At 70.5% G+C, this 18,468-nt stretch carries 13 protein-coding genes and 2 tRNA genes; 4 read left to right on the top strand and 11 right to left on the bottom strand.

The window, feature by feature from the left end; all coding sequences use genetic code 11:
• Window positions 1-115: 115 nt before the first annotated feature.
• The 8 genes from ACFZDJ_RS45585 to ACFZDJ_RS45620 all read right to left on the bottom strand — a co-directional run bounded on the left by ACFZDJ_RS45585 (window position 116) and on the right by ACFZDJ_RS45620 (window position 9,478).
• The gene (locus ACFZDJ_RS45585) at window positions 116-2,383 is read right to left on the bottom strand and encodes a glycosyltransferase family 39 protein (RefSeq protein ID WP_391068249.1); all 2,268 of its coding nucleotides are present in this window, start codon (window positions 2,381-2,383) and stop codon (window positions 116-118) included.
• Window positions 2,380-3,957: a glycosyltransferase gene (locus ACFZDJ_RS45590; protein ID WP_391068251.1), complete on the bottom strand. Its 1,578-nt coding sequence runs from the start codon at window positions 3,955-3,957 to the stop codon at window positions 2,380-2,382. Before ACFZDJ_RS45590 ends, ACFZDJ_RS45585 begins: the two co-directional genes overlap by 4 nt.
• Before the next feature lie 14 nt (window positions 3,958-3,971).
• Window positions 3,972-5,582 carry an ATP-binding protein gene (locus ACFZDJ_RS45595; protein ID WP_390938095.1) on the bottom strand — a complete coding sequence of 537 codons (1,611 nt, stop codon included), beginning with the start codon at window positions 5,580-5,582 and terminating at the stop codon, window positions 3,972-3,974.
• A complete protein-coding gene (locus ACFZDJ_RS45600) occupies window positions 5,579-6,319 on the bottom strand; it encodes a response regulator transcription factor (RefSeq protein ID WP_054235077.1) in 741 nt (246 codons plus the stop codon). Before ACFZDJ_RS45600 ends, ACFZDJ_RS45595 begins: the two co-directional genes overlap by 4 nt.
• A gap of 194 nt (window positions 6,320-6,513) precedes the next feature.
• Window positions 6,514-7,356 (bottom strand): amidohydrolase family protein, encoded by an 843-nt coding sequence (locus tag ACFZDJ_RS45605; protein ID WP_391068348.1) that lies wholly within the window; start codon window positions 7,354-7,356, stop codon window positions 6,514-6,516.
• Between the two features lie 313 nt (window positions 7,357-7,669).
• Window positions 7,670-8,044 carry an antibiotic biosynthesis monooxygenase gene (locus ACFZDJ_RS45610; RefSeq protein ID WP_391068254.1) on the bottom strand — a complete coding sequence of 125 codons (375 nt, stop codon included), beginning with the start codon at window positions 8,042-8,044 and terminating at the stop codon, window positions 7,670-7,672.
• A gap of 121 nt (window positions 8,045-8,165) precedes the next feature.
• Window positions 8,166-9,035, bottom strand: coding sequence for a DUF2797 domain-containing protein (locus ACFZDJ_RS45615; RefSeq protein WP_391068256.1), 870 nt, complete (start codon window positions 9,033-9,035; stop codon window positions 8,166-8,168).
• Between the two features lie 74 nt (window positions 9,036-9,109).
• Entirely contained in the window at window positions 9,110-9,478 is a 369-nt protein-coding gene (locus ACFZDJ_RS45620) for an HGxxPAAW family protein (RefSeq protein WP_389604549.1), read from the bottom strand.
• Between the two features lie 111 nt (window positions 9,479-9,589).
• On the opposite strand from ACFZDJ_RS45620, the gene ACFZDJ_RS45625 reads away from it, so the two are divergent.
• Window positions 9,590-10,069: a MarR family transcriptional regulator gene (locus tag ACFZDJ_RS45625; RefSeq protein ID WP_391068259.1), complete on the top strand. Its 480-nt coding sequence runs from the start codon at window positions 9,590-9,592 to the stop codon at window positions 10,067-10,069.
• Window positions 10,070-10,187: 118 nt separating this feature from the next.
• Here ACFZDJ_RS45625 and ACFZDJ_RS45630 read toward each other — a convergent pair whose 3' ends face one another.
• On the bottom strand, window positions 10,188-11,288 hold the full coding sequence (locus tag ACFZDJ_RS45630; RefSeq protein ID WP_391068262.1) for a BRO family protein: 1,101 nt from the start codon (window positions 11,286-11,288) through the stop codon (window positions 10,188-10,190).
• Window positions 11,289-11,626: 338 nt separating this feature from the next.
• Between ACFZDJ_RS45630 and ACFZDJ_RS45635 the strand changes: the two genes are divergently transcribed.
• A complete protein-coding gene (locus tag ACFZDJ_RS45635; protein WP_390938107.1) occupies window positions 11,627-12,289 on the top strand; it encodes a hypothetical protein in 663 nt (220 codons plus the stop codon).
• Between the two features lie 726 nt (window positions 12,290-13,015).
• Here the strand turns inward: ACFZDJ_RS45635 and ACFZDJ_RS45640 are convergent.
• Window positions 13,016-13,088, bottom strand: a tRNA-Arg gene (locus ACFZDJ_RS45640).
• 194 nt (window positions 13,089-13,282) lie between these two features.
• Window positions 13,283-13,373, bottom strand: a tRNA-Ser gene (locus ACFZDJ_RS45645).
• Window positions 13,374-13,601: 228 nt separating this feature from the next.
• Between ACFZDJ_RS45645 and ACFZDJ_RS45650 the strand changes: the two genes are divergently transcribed.
• Both ACFZDJ_RS45650 and ACFZDJ_RS45655 read left to right on the top strand, forming a co-directional pair.
• Entirely contained in the window at window positions 13,602-14,099 is a 498-nt protein-coding gene (locus ACFZDJ_RS45650) for an SSI family serine proteinase inhibitor (RefSeq protein WP_391068265.1), read from the top strand.
• Between the two features lie 202 nt (window positions 14,100-14,301).
• Complete coding sequence (locus ACFZDJ_RS45655) at window positions 14,302-18,414, top strand: PAS domain-containing protein (protein ID WP_391068267.1); 4,113 nt, start codon at window positions 14,302-14,304, stop codon at window positions 18,412-18,414.
• The last annotated feature ends 54 nt before the right edge of the window (window positions 18,415-18,468 follow it).

The raw sequence follows: 18,468 nt of genomic DNA on the forward strand, positions 1-18,468 counted from the left end.
TACACCGTAGAACAGTTCCCATACGGCGTACAACGCGAATCTCCTGGCGTAGGAAAAGGGCGGTGGCCCGGAGCTGGATCGCTCCGGGCCACCGCCCTGCGTACAAGACCTGCCGTCAGCTGCTGGTCGGCTGCGTCAGGTCGTAGAAGGTGGCCGAACCGACCGTCACCTTCTTGAAGTTGGCCGTGACCCACGAGCTGATCTGGGAGGAGGTGGAGGTGGTGGAGGAGGAGGAATTGCCGCCGCCCATGCCACCGCCCATGCTGCCGCCCGAGATGAAGTAGTGGATCTTGCCGTCCGTCACGTACTTCTTGAACTGGGCCAGCGTCGGGGACGGGTCGGTGCCGTTGAAGCCGCCGATCGCCATCACCGGCTTGCCGGTGGCGAGTTGGTAGCTCGCGGAGTTCTGGGAACCGATGGCCGCGGCCGCCCAGGTGTAGTCGCCCGCGTTGGTCTCCAGCAGCTTCTTGGCCGCGGAGCCGACGGTCGCGCCGTTGAGCAGACCGCCCACGCCGCCACCGCCCATGCCGCCCTCGCCCGTCGCGCCACCGCCGGGCATGCCGCCCTGCTGGTTCTGGCCCTGGGTATTGCCGTTGCCCTGCTGGTTCTGACCGGGGAAGCCGCCGGTGCCACCGGTGCCGCCCGTCGGGGGCTGGCCCATGCCGCCGCCCTGCTGGGTGGTGCCGTTACCGCCCTGCTGGTTCTGGCCCTGCGTGTTGCCACCACCGGGGAAGCCGCCCCGCATGCCACCGCCGCCACCGGGGCCACCCCGGCCGCCCATCATGCTGGCGCCCGCCGGACCGGCCGTGACGATCGAACCGGTGTGCCCGGTGTTCACCGTGGACAGCGTGTACGCCGTCGGGCCCGCGACCGAGGCCACGAAGCTCAGCCCGACCGCCGCGAGGGCCAGTTGACGGCCCAGCCTGGCCGCGAAGATCAGGCCGAGCGCGCCGACCAGACCGCCGATGAGGACCAGCCACTTCAGCCACGGCAGGTAGGTGGGGGTGCGGTTGAGGAGGACGTATCCCCAGGCGGCGCTCGCGGTGACCGCGCCGGCGAGGGTGAGCGAGGCCCAGACCTTGCTCCGCTCCTCCCACAGCACCGTCGCGCCCATGCCGACGACAGCCGCGATGTAGGGGGCCAGGGCCACCGTGTAGTACTGGTGGAAGATGCCGGCCATGTAGCTGAAGATGATCGCCGTCATCAGCAGCGCGCCGCCCCAGGCGAGGAACGAGCTGCGCGTCAGGTCGGTCCTCTTGGCCTTGCGGGTGAGCACGATCCCCGCGACGAACAGGATCAGCGCGGCGGGCAGCAGCCACGAGATCTGGCTGCCGATCTCCGAGTTGAACATCCGGTTCCAGCCGGTCTCGCCCCACTGGCCGGTGCCACCGCCGCCGCCACCGCCGCCGACACTGCCGGTCTCGTCGCCGTTGATGCGGCCGAGGCCGTTGTAGCCGAAGGTCAGCTCGAGGAAGGAGTTGTTCTGCGAGCCGCCGATGTACGGGCGGGAGGACGCGGGCCACAGCTCCACGATCGCCACCCACCAGCCGCCGGCGACGACCATCGCCACCGCCGAAAGACCCAGCTGGGCGAACCGCTTCTTGAGCTGCACCGGCGCGCAGACCGCGTACACGACCGCGAGCGGCGGCAGGATCAGGAAGGCCTGCAGGGTCTTCGCGAGGAACGCGAAGCCGACCGCGACACCCGCCCAGACCAGCCACTTCGTCCGGCCGTCCTCCAGAGCGCGGACCACGCAGTAGATCGTGACGGTCATCAGCAGCGCGAGCATCGCGTCCGGGTTGTTGAACCGGAACATCAGCGCGGCGACGGGAGTGAGCGCGAGCACCGCGCCCGCGATCAGACCGGCCGCTGGGCTGAAGCGACGGCGCAGTGCCCCGTACAGGACGCCGACCGTGGCGACGCCCATCAGCACCTCGGGGACGAGGATCGCCCACGAGTTGAGACCGAAGATCCGTACCGACAGGGCCATCGGCCACAGCGAGGCCGGGGGCTTGTCGACGGTGATGGCGTTGGCCGAGTCGAGCGAGCCGAAGAAGAGCGCCTTCCAGCTCTGGCTGCCGGCCTGGACGGCCGCGGAGTAGAAGGAGTTGGCGTACCCGGAGGCGCTCAGGTCGTAGAGGTAGAGCAGGCCGGTGGCGACGAGCAGGGCGAGGAAGGCGGGGCGCACCCAGCGCGGGTCCTCGGGCCGGCCGCGCCAGGCGCGTCGGAAGAACGGCTGCTTGGGGTCACCGGACCGGGGGGCCGCGGTGGGCGGCGCCACGGGCTCCTGCAGAGCCGTCGAGCTCGGCGGTCCCCAGGAGGGCTCGGTGCCTCCGGAGGGGCTCGCGCCCCCCTGGTGGCTCGTATCGGACTGAGTCGTCATCGTGCGTCCCTCGTGTCCCTCGGGTCGTGATCGTGCGGGCGCACCGCTTGCAGCTGCATGGTTGCGTCCCCCCAGGTGCGGTCCGCGGCTTCACCGGCGCGGAACTCGTTGGTCTGGTTGTGGTCGTAGTCGATGTACGGAGCTTGGGGCGCCGTCGCGTTCGGGCGCTGGGGCGCCGTCGCGTTCGGGCGCTGGGGCAGCGGCTTGTGCGGGTGCTGCTGGTGCGAGTGCGAGTGCTGCTGGTGCGCCGCCGTCGTCGTGCCGTAGGTGGGCGAGGCCGGGTTGTGCGAGGCCGGGTTGTGCGAGGCGACGACCGTCGAGGCCGCCGTCTCGTCACGCCGGTCCGGGAAGACCCAGGCGCGAAAGAGCAGGAACCGCAGCACGGTCGCCGCGAGGTTGGCGGCGATGAGCACCGCGAGTTCGGTGGAGTGCGCCGGACTGCTCGTCGCCGCGTTCAGGGCGGCGAGCGAGCCGCTGGTGAGGGCGAGGCCGATACCGAAGACGACCAGGCCCTGCGCCTGGTGCCGGACCGCGCTGCCGCGGCCGCGGACGCCGAAGGTCAGACGGCGGTTGGCCGCGGTGTTGGCGACGGCCGAGACGAGCAGGGCGAGCGCGTTGGCGATCTGCGAGCCCGAGAACGAACGGAAGGCGCTGTACAGGAGCAGGTAGAAGAGGGTAGACAGGGCGCCCACCACGCAGAAGCCGACGAGCTGGCGGGCCAGGCCCTTGGGTACGTCCGTCAGGTCGCGGTCGCGCGGATCGTCCCCGAAGGGGCGCGCGAGCCGGTCGAGCGGGAGCGAACCGGTGGCAAGGGCGCGCCCCACGCGCCACACGCCCTTCAGGTCGTCGGTCGCGGTCTTCGCGATGTGCACGGTCGAGTTCGGGTCGTCGACCCAGTCGACCGGCACCTCGTGGATGCGCAGTCCGGCGCGCTCGGCGAGCACCAGCATCTCGGTGTCGAAGAACCAGCCGGTGTCCTCGATCAGCGGCAGCAGTACCTGGGCGACATCGCGGCGGATCGCCTTGAAGCCGCACTGCGCGTCCGAGAAGCGGGCCTGCAGCGAGCCACGCAGGATCAGGTTGTAGGTGCGGCTGATGAACTCCCGCTTGGCACCGCGCACCACGCGCGAGCTGCGGGCGAGCCGGGAGCCGATCGCGAGGTCCGAGTGGCCCGAGATCAGCGGGGCCACCAGCGGGAGGAGGGCGTTGAGGTCGGTGGACAGGTCCACGTCCATGTAGGCGAGGATCGGAGCGTCCGAGGCCGACCACACGGTGCGCAGCGCGCGCCCGCGGCCCTTCTGCTCAAGCCGGAAGGACCTGACTTCCGGTATCTCCGACTCCAGCCGTGCGGCCACCTGAGGGGTGGCGTCCGTAGAGGCGTTGTCCGCGACCGTGATGCGGAACGCGTACGGGAAGGTGCGCTTGAGATGCTCGTGCAGTCTCACCACACACGGCTGGAGATCCTTCTCCTCGTTGTAAACGGGGATCACTACGTCCAGGACAGGCGTACCGGCGGACCCGGCCGGGAGGTGCTCCCGCGCCGGCAGGTTGCCGGGAGAAGAGTCGGTTCGCATGCGAACGACTCTCGTCACACGCCCTGTTGCACCCATGTGGTGGCGCTGTGCTGTGCCTGTGAGAACAGTTGCGCCTTTGTTTCCACGAACGGATCGACGGCGATCGCGGGCAGATGAAGGGTGAACACGGTTCGTCCGGGCATGCTGTCCACGGTGACGGCACCTCCGTGCGCGGCCGCGACGGCCTGCACGATGGCCAGTCCCAGACCCGTCGAGCCGGAGGACCGGGAACGCGAGGAATCACCGCGTGCGAAGCGTTCGAAGACGCGCGGAAGCAGGTCGGGCGGGATGCCGGGCCCGTCGTCCTGGACGTCCACGCACAGCCACGGCCCGTGCCGGTGCACGCGTGCGGTGACGGTCGTACCGGGCGGGGTGTGCGTTCTGGCGTTCGCGAAGAGATTGACCATGACCTGTTGCAGCCGTGCGGCGTCCGCGAGGACGAGCGCGGGCTCCTCCGGCAGTTCGAGCCGCCAGTTGTGGTCACGTCCGGCCGCCCGGGCGTCGCTCACGGCGTCGATGACGAGCGGTACGAGATCGGTCTGGTCGTACTGGAGCGGGCGTCCGGCGTCCAGCCGCGCGAGCAGCAGCAGGTCCTCCACCAGTCCGGTCATCCGGCTGGCCTCGGACTCGATCCGGCCGAGGGCGTGCCGGGTGTCGGGCCCGGTCTCCTCGCGGCCGCGTCTGGTCAGCTCGGCATAGCCCCGGATCGACGCCAGCGGTGTACGCAGCTCATGACTCGCGTCCGCGACGAACTGCCGTACGCGCATCTCGCTCTGCTGGCGTGCGTGCAGGGCGCTGTGGATGTGGTCGAGCATGCGGTTGAGCGCGGCGCCGACCTGACCGACCTCGGTGTGCGGGTCGGCCTCGGACTCCGGAACCCGCTCGTAGAGGGTGACCTCGCCGGTGTGCAGGGGGAGTTCGGAGACGCGGGTGGCGGTGGAGGCGACCTTGCGCAGGGGGCGCAGGGCCATACCGACGATGGTCGCACCCGCGAGGGATGCCGCGATGAGACCGGCGGCGGTGACGCTGACCTCGACGAGGATCAGGGTGTCGATGGTGCTGTTGACGTCCGAGGCCGGTACGGCGCCGTAGTAGTTGCCGTTGTCGCCGGTCTTGTACTCGACGCGATACTCACCCTCGCCGGGGATGTCCACGGTGTGCGGCTTGCCGTCCTGAGAAACGGAGCCGAGGGCCGCGAGCTGCGCCTTGGTGAGAGTCTTTGCGTTCATCTCGAGGTCGCTCGTGGACTTCTCACCGCGCTGGGCATCGGTGATGGAACCATTCACCACCTTGGCCGCGATGGTGCCTGGGGGCTGCGGACCCTTGGTGACGAAATCTTTGAGTTCGGGCGGGCGCGACTGCACCCTTTGCCCACCGGGCGCGCCGATGCCGTTCTTGGGCTGCGCGCCGGGCGGACCGAACGAGCCGGACGCGCGCGAGGCGACCTCGTTCAGCTGCCTGTCCAACTGCTCGTAAAGGTGCGAACGCAACGCGAGCGTCGTCACCGTGCTGATCACCGCGCAGACCACGGCGATCAGCACCACGGACGCGACGACGAGCCGCGTCCGCAGCGTGCGCGGCTGTCGTCCTCGCCCCTGCTTACGCGGCCGTCGTCGCCCGCTCATGACGCCGCGGGCTTGATCAGGTAACCGGCCCCACGCCTGGTGTGGATCATCGGCTCACGTCCGGCGTCGATCTTGCGGCGCAGGTACGAGATGTAGAGCTCGACGACGTTGGCCTGGCCGCCGAAGTCGTACGACCACACGCGGTCGAGTATCTGTGCCTTGCTGAGCACACGCCGGGGATTACGCATCAGGAACCGCAGGAGTTCGAACTCCGTCGCGGTGAGGTGGATGTTCTCCCCGGCACGCGAGACCTCGTGGCTGTCCTCGTCAAGGGTGAGGTCGCCGACGACGAGCACGGAGTCGGAACGCCGGTCGGCGGCACCGGAACGGCGGATCAGTCCGCGCAGCCGGGCCACGACCTCTTCCAGGCTGAAGGGCTTGGTGACGTAGTCGTCGCCGCCGGCCGTCAGCCCCGCGATGCGGTCCTCGACGGCGTCCTTGGCCGTGAGGAAGAGGACGGGCACGTCGGGCAGATCGCGGCGCAGGCGCCCCAAAACCGCGAGGCCGTCCATGTCCGGCAGCATCATGTCGAGGACAACGGCGTCGGGCCGAAACTCGCGCGCGGTCTGCACCGCACCCTGTCCGTCACCCGCGCTGCGGATCTGCCAGCCTTCGTAGCGAAGGGCCATGGAGAGCAGCTCGGTGATCGACAGCTCGTCGTCCACTACCAGCACTCGGACGGGGCTCCCGTCCGGCCTCAGCAGTTCGGTGCGCCCCTGGGGCGAGGTCGTGGTCATAGCGGACACCTTGTCGGGGTCCTCTGAGAGCACGCTTTCGGGAACCTGTGATTTCCCTGAGAAACACACAGGTGCCTCTCAGGGAACTCCTGGGAAGATCACGAAGTCCCCGAGGGGCGTTCCTGGGCGCTCCTGAGCGTCCCGCCAAGGAACCTATCCGGGCGTCCCGTTCAGGGACTGATCAGGCGTCCCGCTCAGGAACCGATCGTGAAGAGACGCGCACCGTTCTCGTAGCAGACCGCCCTCAGCCAGTCGTCTCCGAGCCCGAGCCGTTCGAGGGCGTGCAGCTGGTGGACGTACGGATAGGGGATGTTCGGGAAGTCGGTCCCCAGCAGGACCCGGTCACCGAGAGCGGCGAGCCGGGTCCTGGCCTCCCGCGGAAACGGCGCGAACCGCTCGCTGAAGTCCGTGAACGCCATCGTCGTGTCCAGCCGCACCTCCCCGTAGCGCTCCGCGAGGGCGAGGAAGTCCTCGTACTCGGGCATCCCCATGTGCGCCACGATCAGCCGCAGCCGGGGATGCCGGGCGAGGACACGGGCGACCGGCTCGGGCCCGGTGTGCTTGCCGGGCGCGGGCCCGGACCCGCAGTGGATCACGACGGGGACCCCGGCCTCGGCGAGCAGCCCCCAGGTGGAGTCGAGGAGTTGATCACTCGGGTCGTACGCCCCCACCTGGACGTGCGCCTTGAAGACGCGAGCCCCTTGCTCAAGTGCCTCCCGCACGTACCCCTCGACGCCCGGCTCGGGGAACAGGGTCGCGGTGTGCAGACAGTCGGGCGTCCGGCGGGCGAAGTCGACGGCCCAGGAGTTGAGCCACCGCGCCATCCCGGCCTTGTGCGGGTAGAGCATCGCGGTGAAGGCCCGTACCCCGAACTCCCGGATCACCGCGAGCCGTTCGCTCTCCTCGGCGCGGTAGGTGATGGGCCACTCGACGCCGCCGGTCAGCGGCCCGAGCGCGTCGAAGTAGTCCCACACCTTGCGCAGGACGCGCTCGGGCATGAAGTGCGTGTGGACATCGACGAGCCCCGGAAGCCCCAGCCGCTCCCAGAACCGCCGTACGTCCTCCCCGCCAGACCCGCCCTCCCCGTCAAACCCGTCAGACCCGTCAGACCCGTCAGACCCGTCAGACCCGTCAGACCCGTCAGACCCGTCAGACCCTTCAAAACCGTCAGATCCGTCGGCCGCGCGCACGCTCGCTCCTGCCACTCCGCCCTACCTCCTTGCTTCGCCCGTTCCCCGTGCCCTGCTCGTTCCCCGTGCCCTGCTCGGTCCCCGTGTCCTACTCGGTCCCCGTGTCCTACTCGGTCCCCGTGTCCTACTCGGGCCCCGTGTCCTACTCGGGCCCCGTGTCCTACTCGGGCCCGATGCCCCGCTCGGGCCCCGGAGTCCGCTCGAACTCATGGCTCCGCTCGACCTTGGCGATGTGCAGCGTGTAGCGCTCGTACCATTCGGCGCGGCCTCGCCGCTGTGCCGCGCGGTGCTCGGCGTGCCCGCTCCACTCCCGGAGCGCGTCCGCGTCCCGGAAGTACCCGACGGTGATCGCCAGCCCGCCCGGCGTGCGCGCGTAGTCCATGCCGAGGTAGCCCGGGATGTCCTTCACCAGCTCCTCCATACGCTCGTTGGTCTCTCCGTACCCTCTGTCCTCCTCGGTCCTGACGGAGGTGAACACGGCGGCGTAGTAGGGGGGTTCGTGGGCTGCGACAGGTGCAATGGAGTGATCGCTCATGGCAACCACTGTCGGGCCGGGTCTCCCCGCTCGTCCAGGCCCTTTCCGAACGGGATCCAAGAGGGATCCAACTCTTGACCCTCGGAGAACGGCATCCGCGCGGGCACTCACACTCGGGCACTCAGAAGAGTCCGTCCTGCTTCACGCTCCTGTCTTCCCACTCCCTTACGGGAACCGTCAGTTGCTCACCCCTGACCGCGGTCAGCTCCCACCCGGTCATGAGCCGCGTATCGACCACGACGACCCCACGCCCGGTCGAAAGATGCAGATCGGGGCCGGCCGCGGCGACCAGCTCCCCGCTCACCACACCGCCCGCGACCAGCTCGCTCACGACACCGACGGCGGGCTGGAGCCCTTCGAGCCCGAACACCTCGGTGTGATCGACGGCCTGGAAGGGCGCCCGCTCCAGGGACTCGGGCCAGCCTTCGAGCTCCATGACCCGCGCGTGCAGCTCCCGGATCTCCTCCAGCCGCTCGCCCGCCCCCGGCAACGCGGCCCGCACCGCCCTCTTCTCGGCGTACGGGATCCGATCCGGCACCCCAAGCCCGGCCCGCAGCAGCTCCTCGGTCCGCCGCGCCGCCATCAACGGCCCCTGCCCCAGCCAGCTGAAGACGACGGCCCCCTGCTCCAGCAGCCGAGCCGGCCCGCGCGCGACTCCGGTGATCCCGACCTTGACCATGCCGGGCCCGAACCACGCGAGGTACACGCGGTACGGCCGCGGATCGTCGGCCATCGTGTCGGCGGCCACGGAGTGCGCGCGGTCCAGCCGCGCGCACTCCTCACAACGGGCCCCCGCGCTCCGCCCCGACACCACCGCCCGCACCGGACACGCGTTCCCGCGCGCCCCCACACACGTCCGTACGCCCTCGTCCACCACCCCGAAGGCCACCCGCTTCCCCCAGGACAGCGCACTGCTCCGCCCGCCGCCCCACATCAGCACGGGGCCGTCGGCCGACCACCGCAGACCCGAACATCTCCACGTCTGTGCCATCACTCACGAGCGTAGGCGTTGCCACCGACAACGGAGCCGGGCGGCGATCAGGCTGCCGGCGAGCGGGCAGCCGTTCAGGTGGCGGACTCGGTCACGGGTTCACCACTCACAGGCTTACCGCCGACAGCCACGTCCGACCTGACCGCGGGCCGCCCACGCCCCGCCAGCCGGCACCCCAGACACCCGGGATGCCCCTCCCGCGCACGCAGGTCCCTGACCCGCAGTCCCCACTCCGAGGCCGGCCGCCGCCCGGGCGGCTTGCCCCACCCGGCGAGGTGGAGCACCCAGGTGACCAGCACGCTCACGACCACGACCGCCAGCCCGCCCCATTCGCCGAGGGCGTTGTCGGCGCAGACCCCCAGCCCGATGCCCGCCACCCCCACGGTGGCGATCCCGAATCCGATCCAGCCCGCGAGGGTGTGCCCCTCGTCATGCTTGCTCACGTATTGCCTCCCTCTGTCCGAACAGCGGAGTTTCGTGACGTGAAGGACTAGAATCCCTCACAGGCTAAGAAATCTACGCCAGGAACATCTCACGCGCTAAGGGAAATGCCCATGCAGCAGGGCACGCCGCGCCCACCCGCGACTGCGGCCCAGGCGCTGAGCGCCATGGACCACCTCATCGCGACGGGCATGATCGGCCAGCAGGAGATGGCCCAGCGGCTGAACCTGAACGTCACCGACCTCACCTGCTTCGGCTTCGTCCTGGAGGCGGGCGACACGCTGCTCACGGCCGGCGACCTCGCGGAGCGGGCCCACGTCACGACGGGCGCCGTCACGGGGATCCTCAACCGCCTCGAACGCGCCGACTACGTCACCCGCCGTCCCGACCCCGACGACCGCCGCCGCGTCCGCGTGGCCGCGAACCCGGACGCGGTCACCCGTGTCATGGCCCTTTACGAGCCGCACTACGCCCGCGTCACCGAACTCTTCTCCGACTACTCGCCCGCCGAAATCGCGGTCCTGTACGACTGGTTCACCCGTACGGGAAAGTTGATGAGCGAATACCTGGAGGAGCTGCGGAAGGGCGAATGAGCCTGTGCGCCTTCACCTAACGTGGGAAGGGCCCGAAGCCGCAAGTATGGGATGCGACTTCGGGCCCTTCTCCTTCGTCCGGCGTCCTCCGGCGTCCCCGGCATCCCCCGGCGTCCTCCTAAGGCAGCACGTACACCGGCGCCCCGTCTGCCGCGCGCCCGCTCTGCTTCATGCATCCGCGTTTGAGCAGCATCCGCACACTGTCGCGCACGCGCTCCACCGTCAGCCCGGTTCGCCCGGCGATGTCCTCCAGCCGGTACTGCGCCTCCCCCCGCACGAGCGCGGGCGCGAGATACGCCGCCACGGCGTGCACATCCGCGGTGACGACAAGATTCCTCGCCTGCCACCCCGCCAGCAGTTCCTGCGGAGTCATCACCGGCGGCTTCCCGCCCCCGCCGGCCGCCCCCATCCGCCCCGCGATCCGGTCCAAGGACTCGGCCATGCGCCCCAGGACCGCCGCCATCGCGTCCTGACTCCGGGCGATCGCCTCCTGGCTGCGAGCGATCACCTCCTGACCCCGAAAGATCATTTCCTGACTGCGCGCCATCGCGTCCTGGCTCCGGGCCATGGTGCTCCGGTCACCCTTCGACTCCCGCAACAGCTGATTCCTCTCAGCCATCAACTGCTCCCGTTGAGCCGCCAGCCGATTACCCTCGGCCATCAGGGCATTGCGCTCGGCCAGCATTTCGTTCCGCGCCGCCGCCCGCGCCGCGAACTCCTCGTCCGCCCGGATGTTCCGCTCCTCGAGCCGCACAAGGGCATCGGCGACCTCCTGGGGCACGACGTAGGCGACGCCACCGCCGGAGGCGGGCTGTACGGGGGCCGGCTCGAGTTCGTAGCAGCCGTCGCGCTGGATGGTCACGACAACCTCGGCCACCCAGGCCTTGAAGGGCTCGCACTCGGGCTTGGTGCACCCGTTGACCAGTTGGACGAGCCCCTGCAGATTCACCATCTTCATCGACTTCTTGAGCCCGTGACCTGCAATCTTGCTCAAGGCGTCTACTCCATAGACGCTTCGTGCAAGATCCTCGAGGCTCTGTTGGCAATCTTCCGCAACATGCCAGAGAAGGGCTTGGCGGGTGTTGGTGTAGCCAAGATCCTTGGCCACGTCCGCCGCCGGGAACCAGTGCTCCCCCTCAGCCGGCGTCAGCCTCCGCACCCGCGCCCCCGTCGCCGCGAACACGAAGTCGTTGACGTCGATCGCGTCCTGCTCGTACATCGAGCATCACCTCCATGCCGGAAAATAGGCGAGGAGTCATTCAACTCCCGTAGAAATCAGCGACGTTCACTCGATAGGCGACAGCAGGATCGATTCCCCGCAAGCACCCCCACACCGGAAGCGCGCCGCGGCGACGGCGTGCGGGCCGGGGATTGTGCTCAGCCCGACGGCCTCGGTCAAGTCCCGACTTCTCGCGTCACGTGATTCAGGGACATGACCCGATGCAAAGGACCGGGCCTAATGGACACATGCGATGCACGGCCGGAAACCCGTAATACGCAGACCATTCGTCAACCCACTGTCCCCCCTCCCCCCACTTCCACGGGATGTGAATTTCCATGACTCGCCGTTCCCATTTCCAGCGTCTTCTGCTGCTCGCCGCCTCGACCACCGTGATCGCCGGAGGCGCGGTGCTGCCCAGCAGCGCGATGGCCGCCACGGCGGCGCCGCACACGGCCGCCGTCACCACGGTCGCCTCCGATCATGACGGTCACCGTCAGCACGGCAGCCCCACCTCCGCCAAGCAATGGGTGGAGACCACCGACGCCGTGAGCGGCATCAAGTTCCGGCTCCCCGAAAAGCCCAGGGTCATGCAGTTCACCCAGGCCACGGACGGAATGAACGGTCGCCTTTACAAGGTGAAGACCAATAACGGGGCCATCGTCTTCGCGGTCTTCGACCTGCCCTGCGCGAAGGGGGACCTCAACGACGGTCTTCGGGGCTTGGTGGACGGCTACAACGCGGCCGTCCCGTCCTCCAAGCACAAGCTCTCCAGCACCGGCGCCCACATGATCACGGTCCACGGCCAGCCGGCCCTCGACGCGCGTCTCTCCGCCCGTGACGGCGCTTCGGGCTCCGCCCGCCTCATCGCCGGCGAAGACCACTTCATCGAGATCATCTCCCTCAGCCCGAAGGGAAAGGAGAAGCCCATGAGTGAGACCTACCAGAAGCTCCTCGCGAGCATCCGCAACCCGGCCGCCCACGCCACCCATGCCGACTGACGCCCACAAGACCGAACACTCCGACGACGACCGAAGCCACAGCCCCGTACTCCCCGAATGCCAGCGGCCCCGGATCTCCGGGGCCGCTGGACTGCCCGAGCGACGTCCGCACACCTGGCCTCCGTTACCGCAGCCCCATTCCGAGATCCTCATGGTGTGGATATCGAATTCGACGTCGATCGATAACGTCCGCGGAGAGAGCGCGATACCGACGACGCCTGACACTTCGCCTACGCACTTCCTGCGCGGACACCGACCGGTCAAACCGAATACAGCCGAACTGCGCAATACTCTCGGCAAGCCGGGCTGGAACTTCACGTTCATCCGGCATTCCACCTCCCTCTCCGACACGGCGGAGAAGTGGCGAGCGCATGCCCGACGCCCACGGACCAGCCACGCCTTGACGCTACCCGCCGTCTCCTGGACCACGTCCCGGGTCTCCGGGAGGTCACCGGTCATCGCTTGGAGCTGCCGAACGAACCTGGGATGAGCCAGTGCGTCGCTGAACGCCGCAAGGCAAGCAAGACAGCACGACCTTCAAAACCGCCGCGGTCAGCGCCCTCGCGCTCGGCAGTCCTGCCCTGACAGCGGGGTCACGGGTTCACGCGGCCCCGTCGACTTCGCACTCCGCACCGGACGACGAGTCCGTGCGCGCCCAGAAGACCGACGTCGTCCCGCAAAAGCCAGAGGCCCTGTGGATCACTCCACAGGGCCTCTGATCTGATGTGCACTCGGCAGGATTCGAACCTGCAACCTTCTGATCCGTAGTCAGATGCTCTATCCGTTAAGCTACGAGTGCTTGTTCTGTTGTTTCCTGCTTCGTCCCGCTTCCCGGGCTTTCGGCCCGCTCGCGGCGACAGGAAGAACATTACATGACTGCCGCCGCCATGTGAAATCCGTTTGCCACACCCCTTGTGAGCTGGGCAAACGCGCTCCGCAGGTACTCAACACCGAAGCCCCGGTCCAAGTGGACCGGGGCTTCGGATCTTGACGCGGAGGCGGAGGGATTTGAACCCTCGATGGGCTTTAAGGCCCAAACCGCATTAGCAGTGCGGCGCCATAGACCGGACTAGGCGACGCCTCCCGCACAACCGCCCGCGCGAGCGCAAGTGGTGCGTGCAGATGATGACACAGCCGGGTGGGGTGTCACCAATCGGCTCCCACGGTACTAGGCAGTCGGGCCACAGAGCAAAGTCCCGAGGAGTCGGAGAGCCGAGGAGTCGGAGAGCCGGAGAGCCGGAACTCCTGAGAGACGCGGGGCGCAGGCGTCGGTCGCGCGCAACCGCACGCGCCCCCTCGCGTTAGTCAGGTCATGTTGCGTCGTCTCGTCCTCACCGCCGCCGCGTCCGTCGCGGCACTGTCCGCCGTTCCCGCCCTGCCCGCCGTCGCCCAGGCCGGAGCCGCCCGCGCGGAGCCGGCCTCCCTGAGCCTGATGCCTCCGCCGGCCCACGACGAGGAGTCCGGGGACCGGCTGACCGTGACCGTCCAGCACACGGAAGGCGGCGACGGGACGTACGAACTGCGATGTCATCCCGATGGCGGCAGTCACCCCGACGTGGGCGAGGCGTGCGCGACGCTGGACCGGCGGACCACCTGGGGCAAGGACCCCTTCGCCCCCGTGGCACCGGGCATGATGTGCACGATGATGTACGGCGGTCCGGCCACCGCCCATGTGACCGGGACCTGGGCCGGGCGGCCCGTCGACGCGCGGTTCGACCGGGCGGACGGCTGCCAGATCGCGCGCTGGGACGCGCTCGTCCCCCTGCTCCCCGGCTCCGCCCACAGCGGCGGCACGGCTCGGGCATGGTGACGCCGTGGTTCGGCGAGGTAGGGAGGGAAGGGATGAAATGCGCGGTCACAGGTTCTTCCGTTCTTCTGCGTGCGACCTCCCTCTCATCCGGCGCCGCGAGCGCAACCTCTGCCCGTAGACTCCCTCGCGTGACACGCTGCGGGCAGGTTGGCAAGATGGCCCTCGCGGTCGGCAAGGTGCGGTAACAGGGAGGAAGCGTCTCGTGAGCAGCAGGCCATCCCGAGGCGCTGCTCGCCTCGCAGCCATACTGGACGCGCTGCCCGATGCGTTGGTGCTGGTCAACGCCAATGGCACGGTCGTCAACGCCAACACCATCGCCCTGGAGGCCTTCGAGGCCCCGGGTACGGCTCTGGTGGGCCGGGGGCTGCTCGATCTGCTGCCGCAGTTCGACTCGCGGCTGATCCCCGGGTCCATGCGGCGGCCCGAGACGATCGACCAGAGCGGGCGGACCAAGCCGACCAGGATGATCGCGCGGCGGACCGACGGCAGCGAGTTCCCGGTCGAGGTCACCAGCGCGAACCTGGAGAACGGCCAGCAGGCCTACGACAGTTACGGTCCCGCCCCTGACGAGCTGCTCATGCTCGTCGTACGCGATCTGTCGGGCACCGTCGACACCGAGGCCGAGCTCGCGCGTTCGCAACGACAGACCGAGATGATCCTGCGTGCGGCGGCCGAGGGTGTCGTGGGCACGGACACGGAGGGGCGGGTCGTCCTCGTCAATCCGGCGGCCGCTCAGATACTGGGATACCGGGCCAGTGATCTCGGCGGGCAGGACCTGCACGCCCTCATCCTTCACTCACGCGCGGACGGCGAGTCCTTCGCGTACGAGGAGTCCCCGCTCGCCGACACCCTGCGCTCCGGGCGCAAGCACCGGGTACGCGGGCAGGTGTTGTGGTCCAAGTCCGGGGACAAGGTGCCGGTCGACCTGACGACCGCTCCGGTGCGCGACGGGGACCAGCTCGTCGGCGCCGTGATGACCTTCACCGACCGACGGCCGTACGACAGCCTCGTCGAGGAGAAGGACGCCGAGGCCACCCTGCACGCGGAGGAGATCGAGCGGATCGGCGAGGAGCACGCGGCGGAGCTGGAGACGCTGCGTGAGCGGCACGCCGCTGAGCTCGCCGAGGTGCGCGAGCGCCACGAGGAGGAACTCGCCGCGGGCGACGAGCGGTACGCGGCGCTCGGCGAGCGCGAGAAGGACCGCTACGAGGCACTGACCGCCCGGCACGACCAGCTCCTCGCGGTGCTCGGCCAGTCCCTGCGCGGGCCCCTCGACCAGCTGCGCGGTGAGCTCTCCAAGCTCGCCGCCGACGACGCCGGACAGCTGTGGCCCGAGGCCAACCAGGTGCTTCACCACCTCGCGGCGGGCTACTCGCGGATCACGACCCTCGTCGACAACGTGCTCGGCTATCAGCGGCTGGACGCGGGGGCCGAGCAGATCGTCCGTACGAACGTGATGCTGGACGCGGTCGTCGCGGCCGGTGTCGACGGGGCCGTCGAACTGATCGGACCCGGGCGTGTGCAGTTCGCCGTGCACGCGCCGCCCATCGAGGCCGAGGTCGACCCGCAGCGGCTCGCGCAGGCGCTGGCACACCTCATCGCGGACGTGGCCGGTGTCGACGCGACCGGCAACGCGCCGGTGTCCGCGGGCGGCTACATGGACAACACCGTCGTCGTGGCGGCGGCACAGCGCGGCGAGGTCGTACGGATCGAGGTGCGCGGGCCGTACAGCGGGGGAGACCCGGTGCACGAGCCGATCGTGCGCGGGATCGTGCGCGCGCACGGCGGCGTGCTGCAGACGCACGAGGTGCCGGGGATGAGCGGCAGCGCGTTCGTGCTGGAGGTGCCGATCGGCGACGGGGCCGGAGCGATGGCCCCCGAGGCCCCGGTGTCGACCGGTGCCGAGATTGCCCTTCCCGAGCAGGCCTCGCACCAGAACGGCGGCAACCAGGGCGGTGGCAGGCGGCGGGCCCGGCGGTCCTCCGTGGATGCCTTCCTGGAGAGCGAGGTCGCCCCCGCGGAGCCGGTCACGGCCGAGGGCGGTGCGGCCGCTCCCACCGGGCGGCGCAGGCGCCGTACGGACGCGGCGCAGGAGGCCGCCGAGGTGTCCGTGCCCGCGCAGGCCCAGGGCCCCGGTGACGGCGACGCCGTCGCCACCGGGCGCCGTCGTGGGCGGCCGAGCCCGGTCGAGGGCGCGGACGGCGACGCGGCCGAGGGTGTGTCGGAGGGCGCGGTCGTGATGGCGGCCGAGCACGGGGCGGGAACCGCGGCCGTGGGTACGGGACTGGGCGGGACGGTGCCTCCGCAGGGGGTTCCCGTGGCTTCTCCGCAGGGGGTGCCCGTGCCGTCCGGGCGGCGGGCACGGCGTGACGGCGAACAGCACGCGCTGCCGCCCGCGTTGCCCGCGGCTCCCAGCGCCCCGAGCGTGTCCGGTACTCCGGGTGCCCCGGAGGCCGTGCCCGCCGAAGGTGCGGGCGCGCAGCCGACCGGGCGGCGTCGGCGGGCGCTGGCCGCGGCGGCCGAGCGGGCCGCCGCGCAGGACGGGGGCGCCCGGACCGTGTTCGCGCTTCCGCCCGCGGAAGCGGACCGCTCACCCGAGTACATCCAGGCCGAACAGGCCCAGCAGGCGCAACGAGCCCAGCAGCAGCTCCTGGAGCAGGCGGGGGACGCCCTCGGCGGCGTCGCCGGTCGTGACCAGGGGGACGAGGGCCGGCACGACGGGATGGCGCACGACCCGGCCGACGATCACACTCCGCCCCAGCCGCACCCGGTTCCCGCGCCGTCGGGACTGCGGACCCGCCAGGCCCCGGCACCCGCCGCGGCTCGGCCGGACGCGGCGGCGGTTCCGGCCCAGGGCGTCCCCGTACCGGCCACCCCGGCACCCGGAGCCCCGGCACAGGCCGTCCCCGCGCAGGCCCCGGCCCCTTGGCCGGCCCCGAACGGCGAGGACACCTCCGGCGCCGGCACTCCCGTACCGCCCGGCACCTCCGTGTCTCCGGGAGCGCCCGTAGCGCCCGGCGCACCCGCCCCCGCGGCGGCCGCGCGCCAGGCCCAGCCGCAACCGCAGACTCCTGCCGCCGGCACGCCCCTCCCGCCGGAGCAGCCCGCACAGCAGGTGCCCCGGCCGGGGGCTCAGCCGCGGATCGCCCAGCCGCTGCCCGCCGAGGCCGCCGCGCCGGTCGACCCCAACTCGACGCAGGGGCGCGCGTTCAGCGTGCGGACGCTCGGGCAGGGTGTGCCGTTCAGCCGCCAGCCGGCGCCGAAGCAGCCGGGGGCCGTACCGGCCCAGGCACAGCAGACCGCCACGCCTCCCCCGCACCAGACCAACGGCTCCGGCCGCCGCCGCAAGCTCGGCACTCCCCCCGCGCCCGCCTCCGAGCGCCCCGAAACGACGGCGCGTCCGCACCCGCAGGCCGGGCAGACCGCCACGGCTCCCGGGCCGAGGCTGCCCGGAGCGACCGAGGGCGCCGGTCGGTCGTACGCCATAGGAGCCCCGGACAAGAACGCCGACGAGGGTCCTGAGCCGCTGGACGGTCCCGGTGGCGCGGTCGAGGTCGCCGACCAGCCGCAGCCGCGGCCCGTGGACGACGAGCTGCCCCCGGAGCCGCTGGACAACCCGCGCCGCCTCCTCGTGTGGCCCGCGCCGGACGTGACGACCCAGCAGGCGCTGAGCGACCGCGGCTACCGGCCCGTCGTCGTGCACTCGCGCGAGGAGGTGGACGCGCAGATCGCCGCGTTCCCGGCCGCGCTGTTCGTGGACCCGCTGACCGGTCCGATCACACGTACCGCGCTGCAGTCGCTGCGCCAGGCCGCCGTCGCCGCCGAGGTTCCGGTACTGGTGACGGCAGGACTGGGGCAGGCGACGCGGGAGGCGGCGTACGGCGCCGATCCCGCCGTACTCCTGAAGGCGCTCGCGCCGCGGGACTCCGAGCAGCACCCGCCGCGCGTGCTGCTCATCGAGGAGCACGCGGAGATCGCGCTGGCGTTGACCTCGACGCTGGAGCGGCGCGGAATGCAGGTGGCGCGGGCGTCCACGGACGAGGACGCGGTCACGCTGGCCTCTCAGATGCGGCCGAACCTGGTCGTGATGGATCTGATGCAGGTACGGCGTCGGCGCGCCGGGATCGTGGACTGGCTGCGGGCGAACGGGCAGTTGAACCGCACCCCGCTCGTCGTCTACACCGCGGCTGTCGACCAGGCCGAACTGCCGCGGCTCGCCGCGGGTGAGACGGTCCTGTTCCTCGCCGAGCGCTCGACGAGCGTCGAGGTGCAGGACCGGATCGTGGATCTGTTGGCGCGCATCGGCACGAACTGACCCGCTGGGCTCCGGGCCTCGGAACTGGGTTCATTCATACGAAGGTTGGGGTGC

The organism is Streptomyces sp. NPDC007896 (assembly GCF_042959425.1).
Lineage (GTDB): Bacteria > Actinomycetota > Actinomycetes > Streptomycetales > Streptomycetaceae > Streptomyces.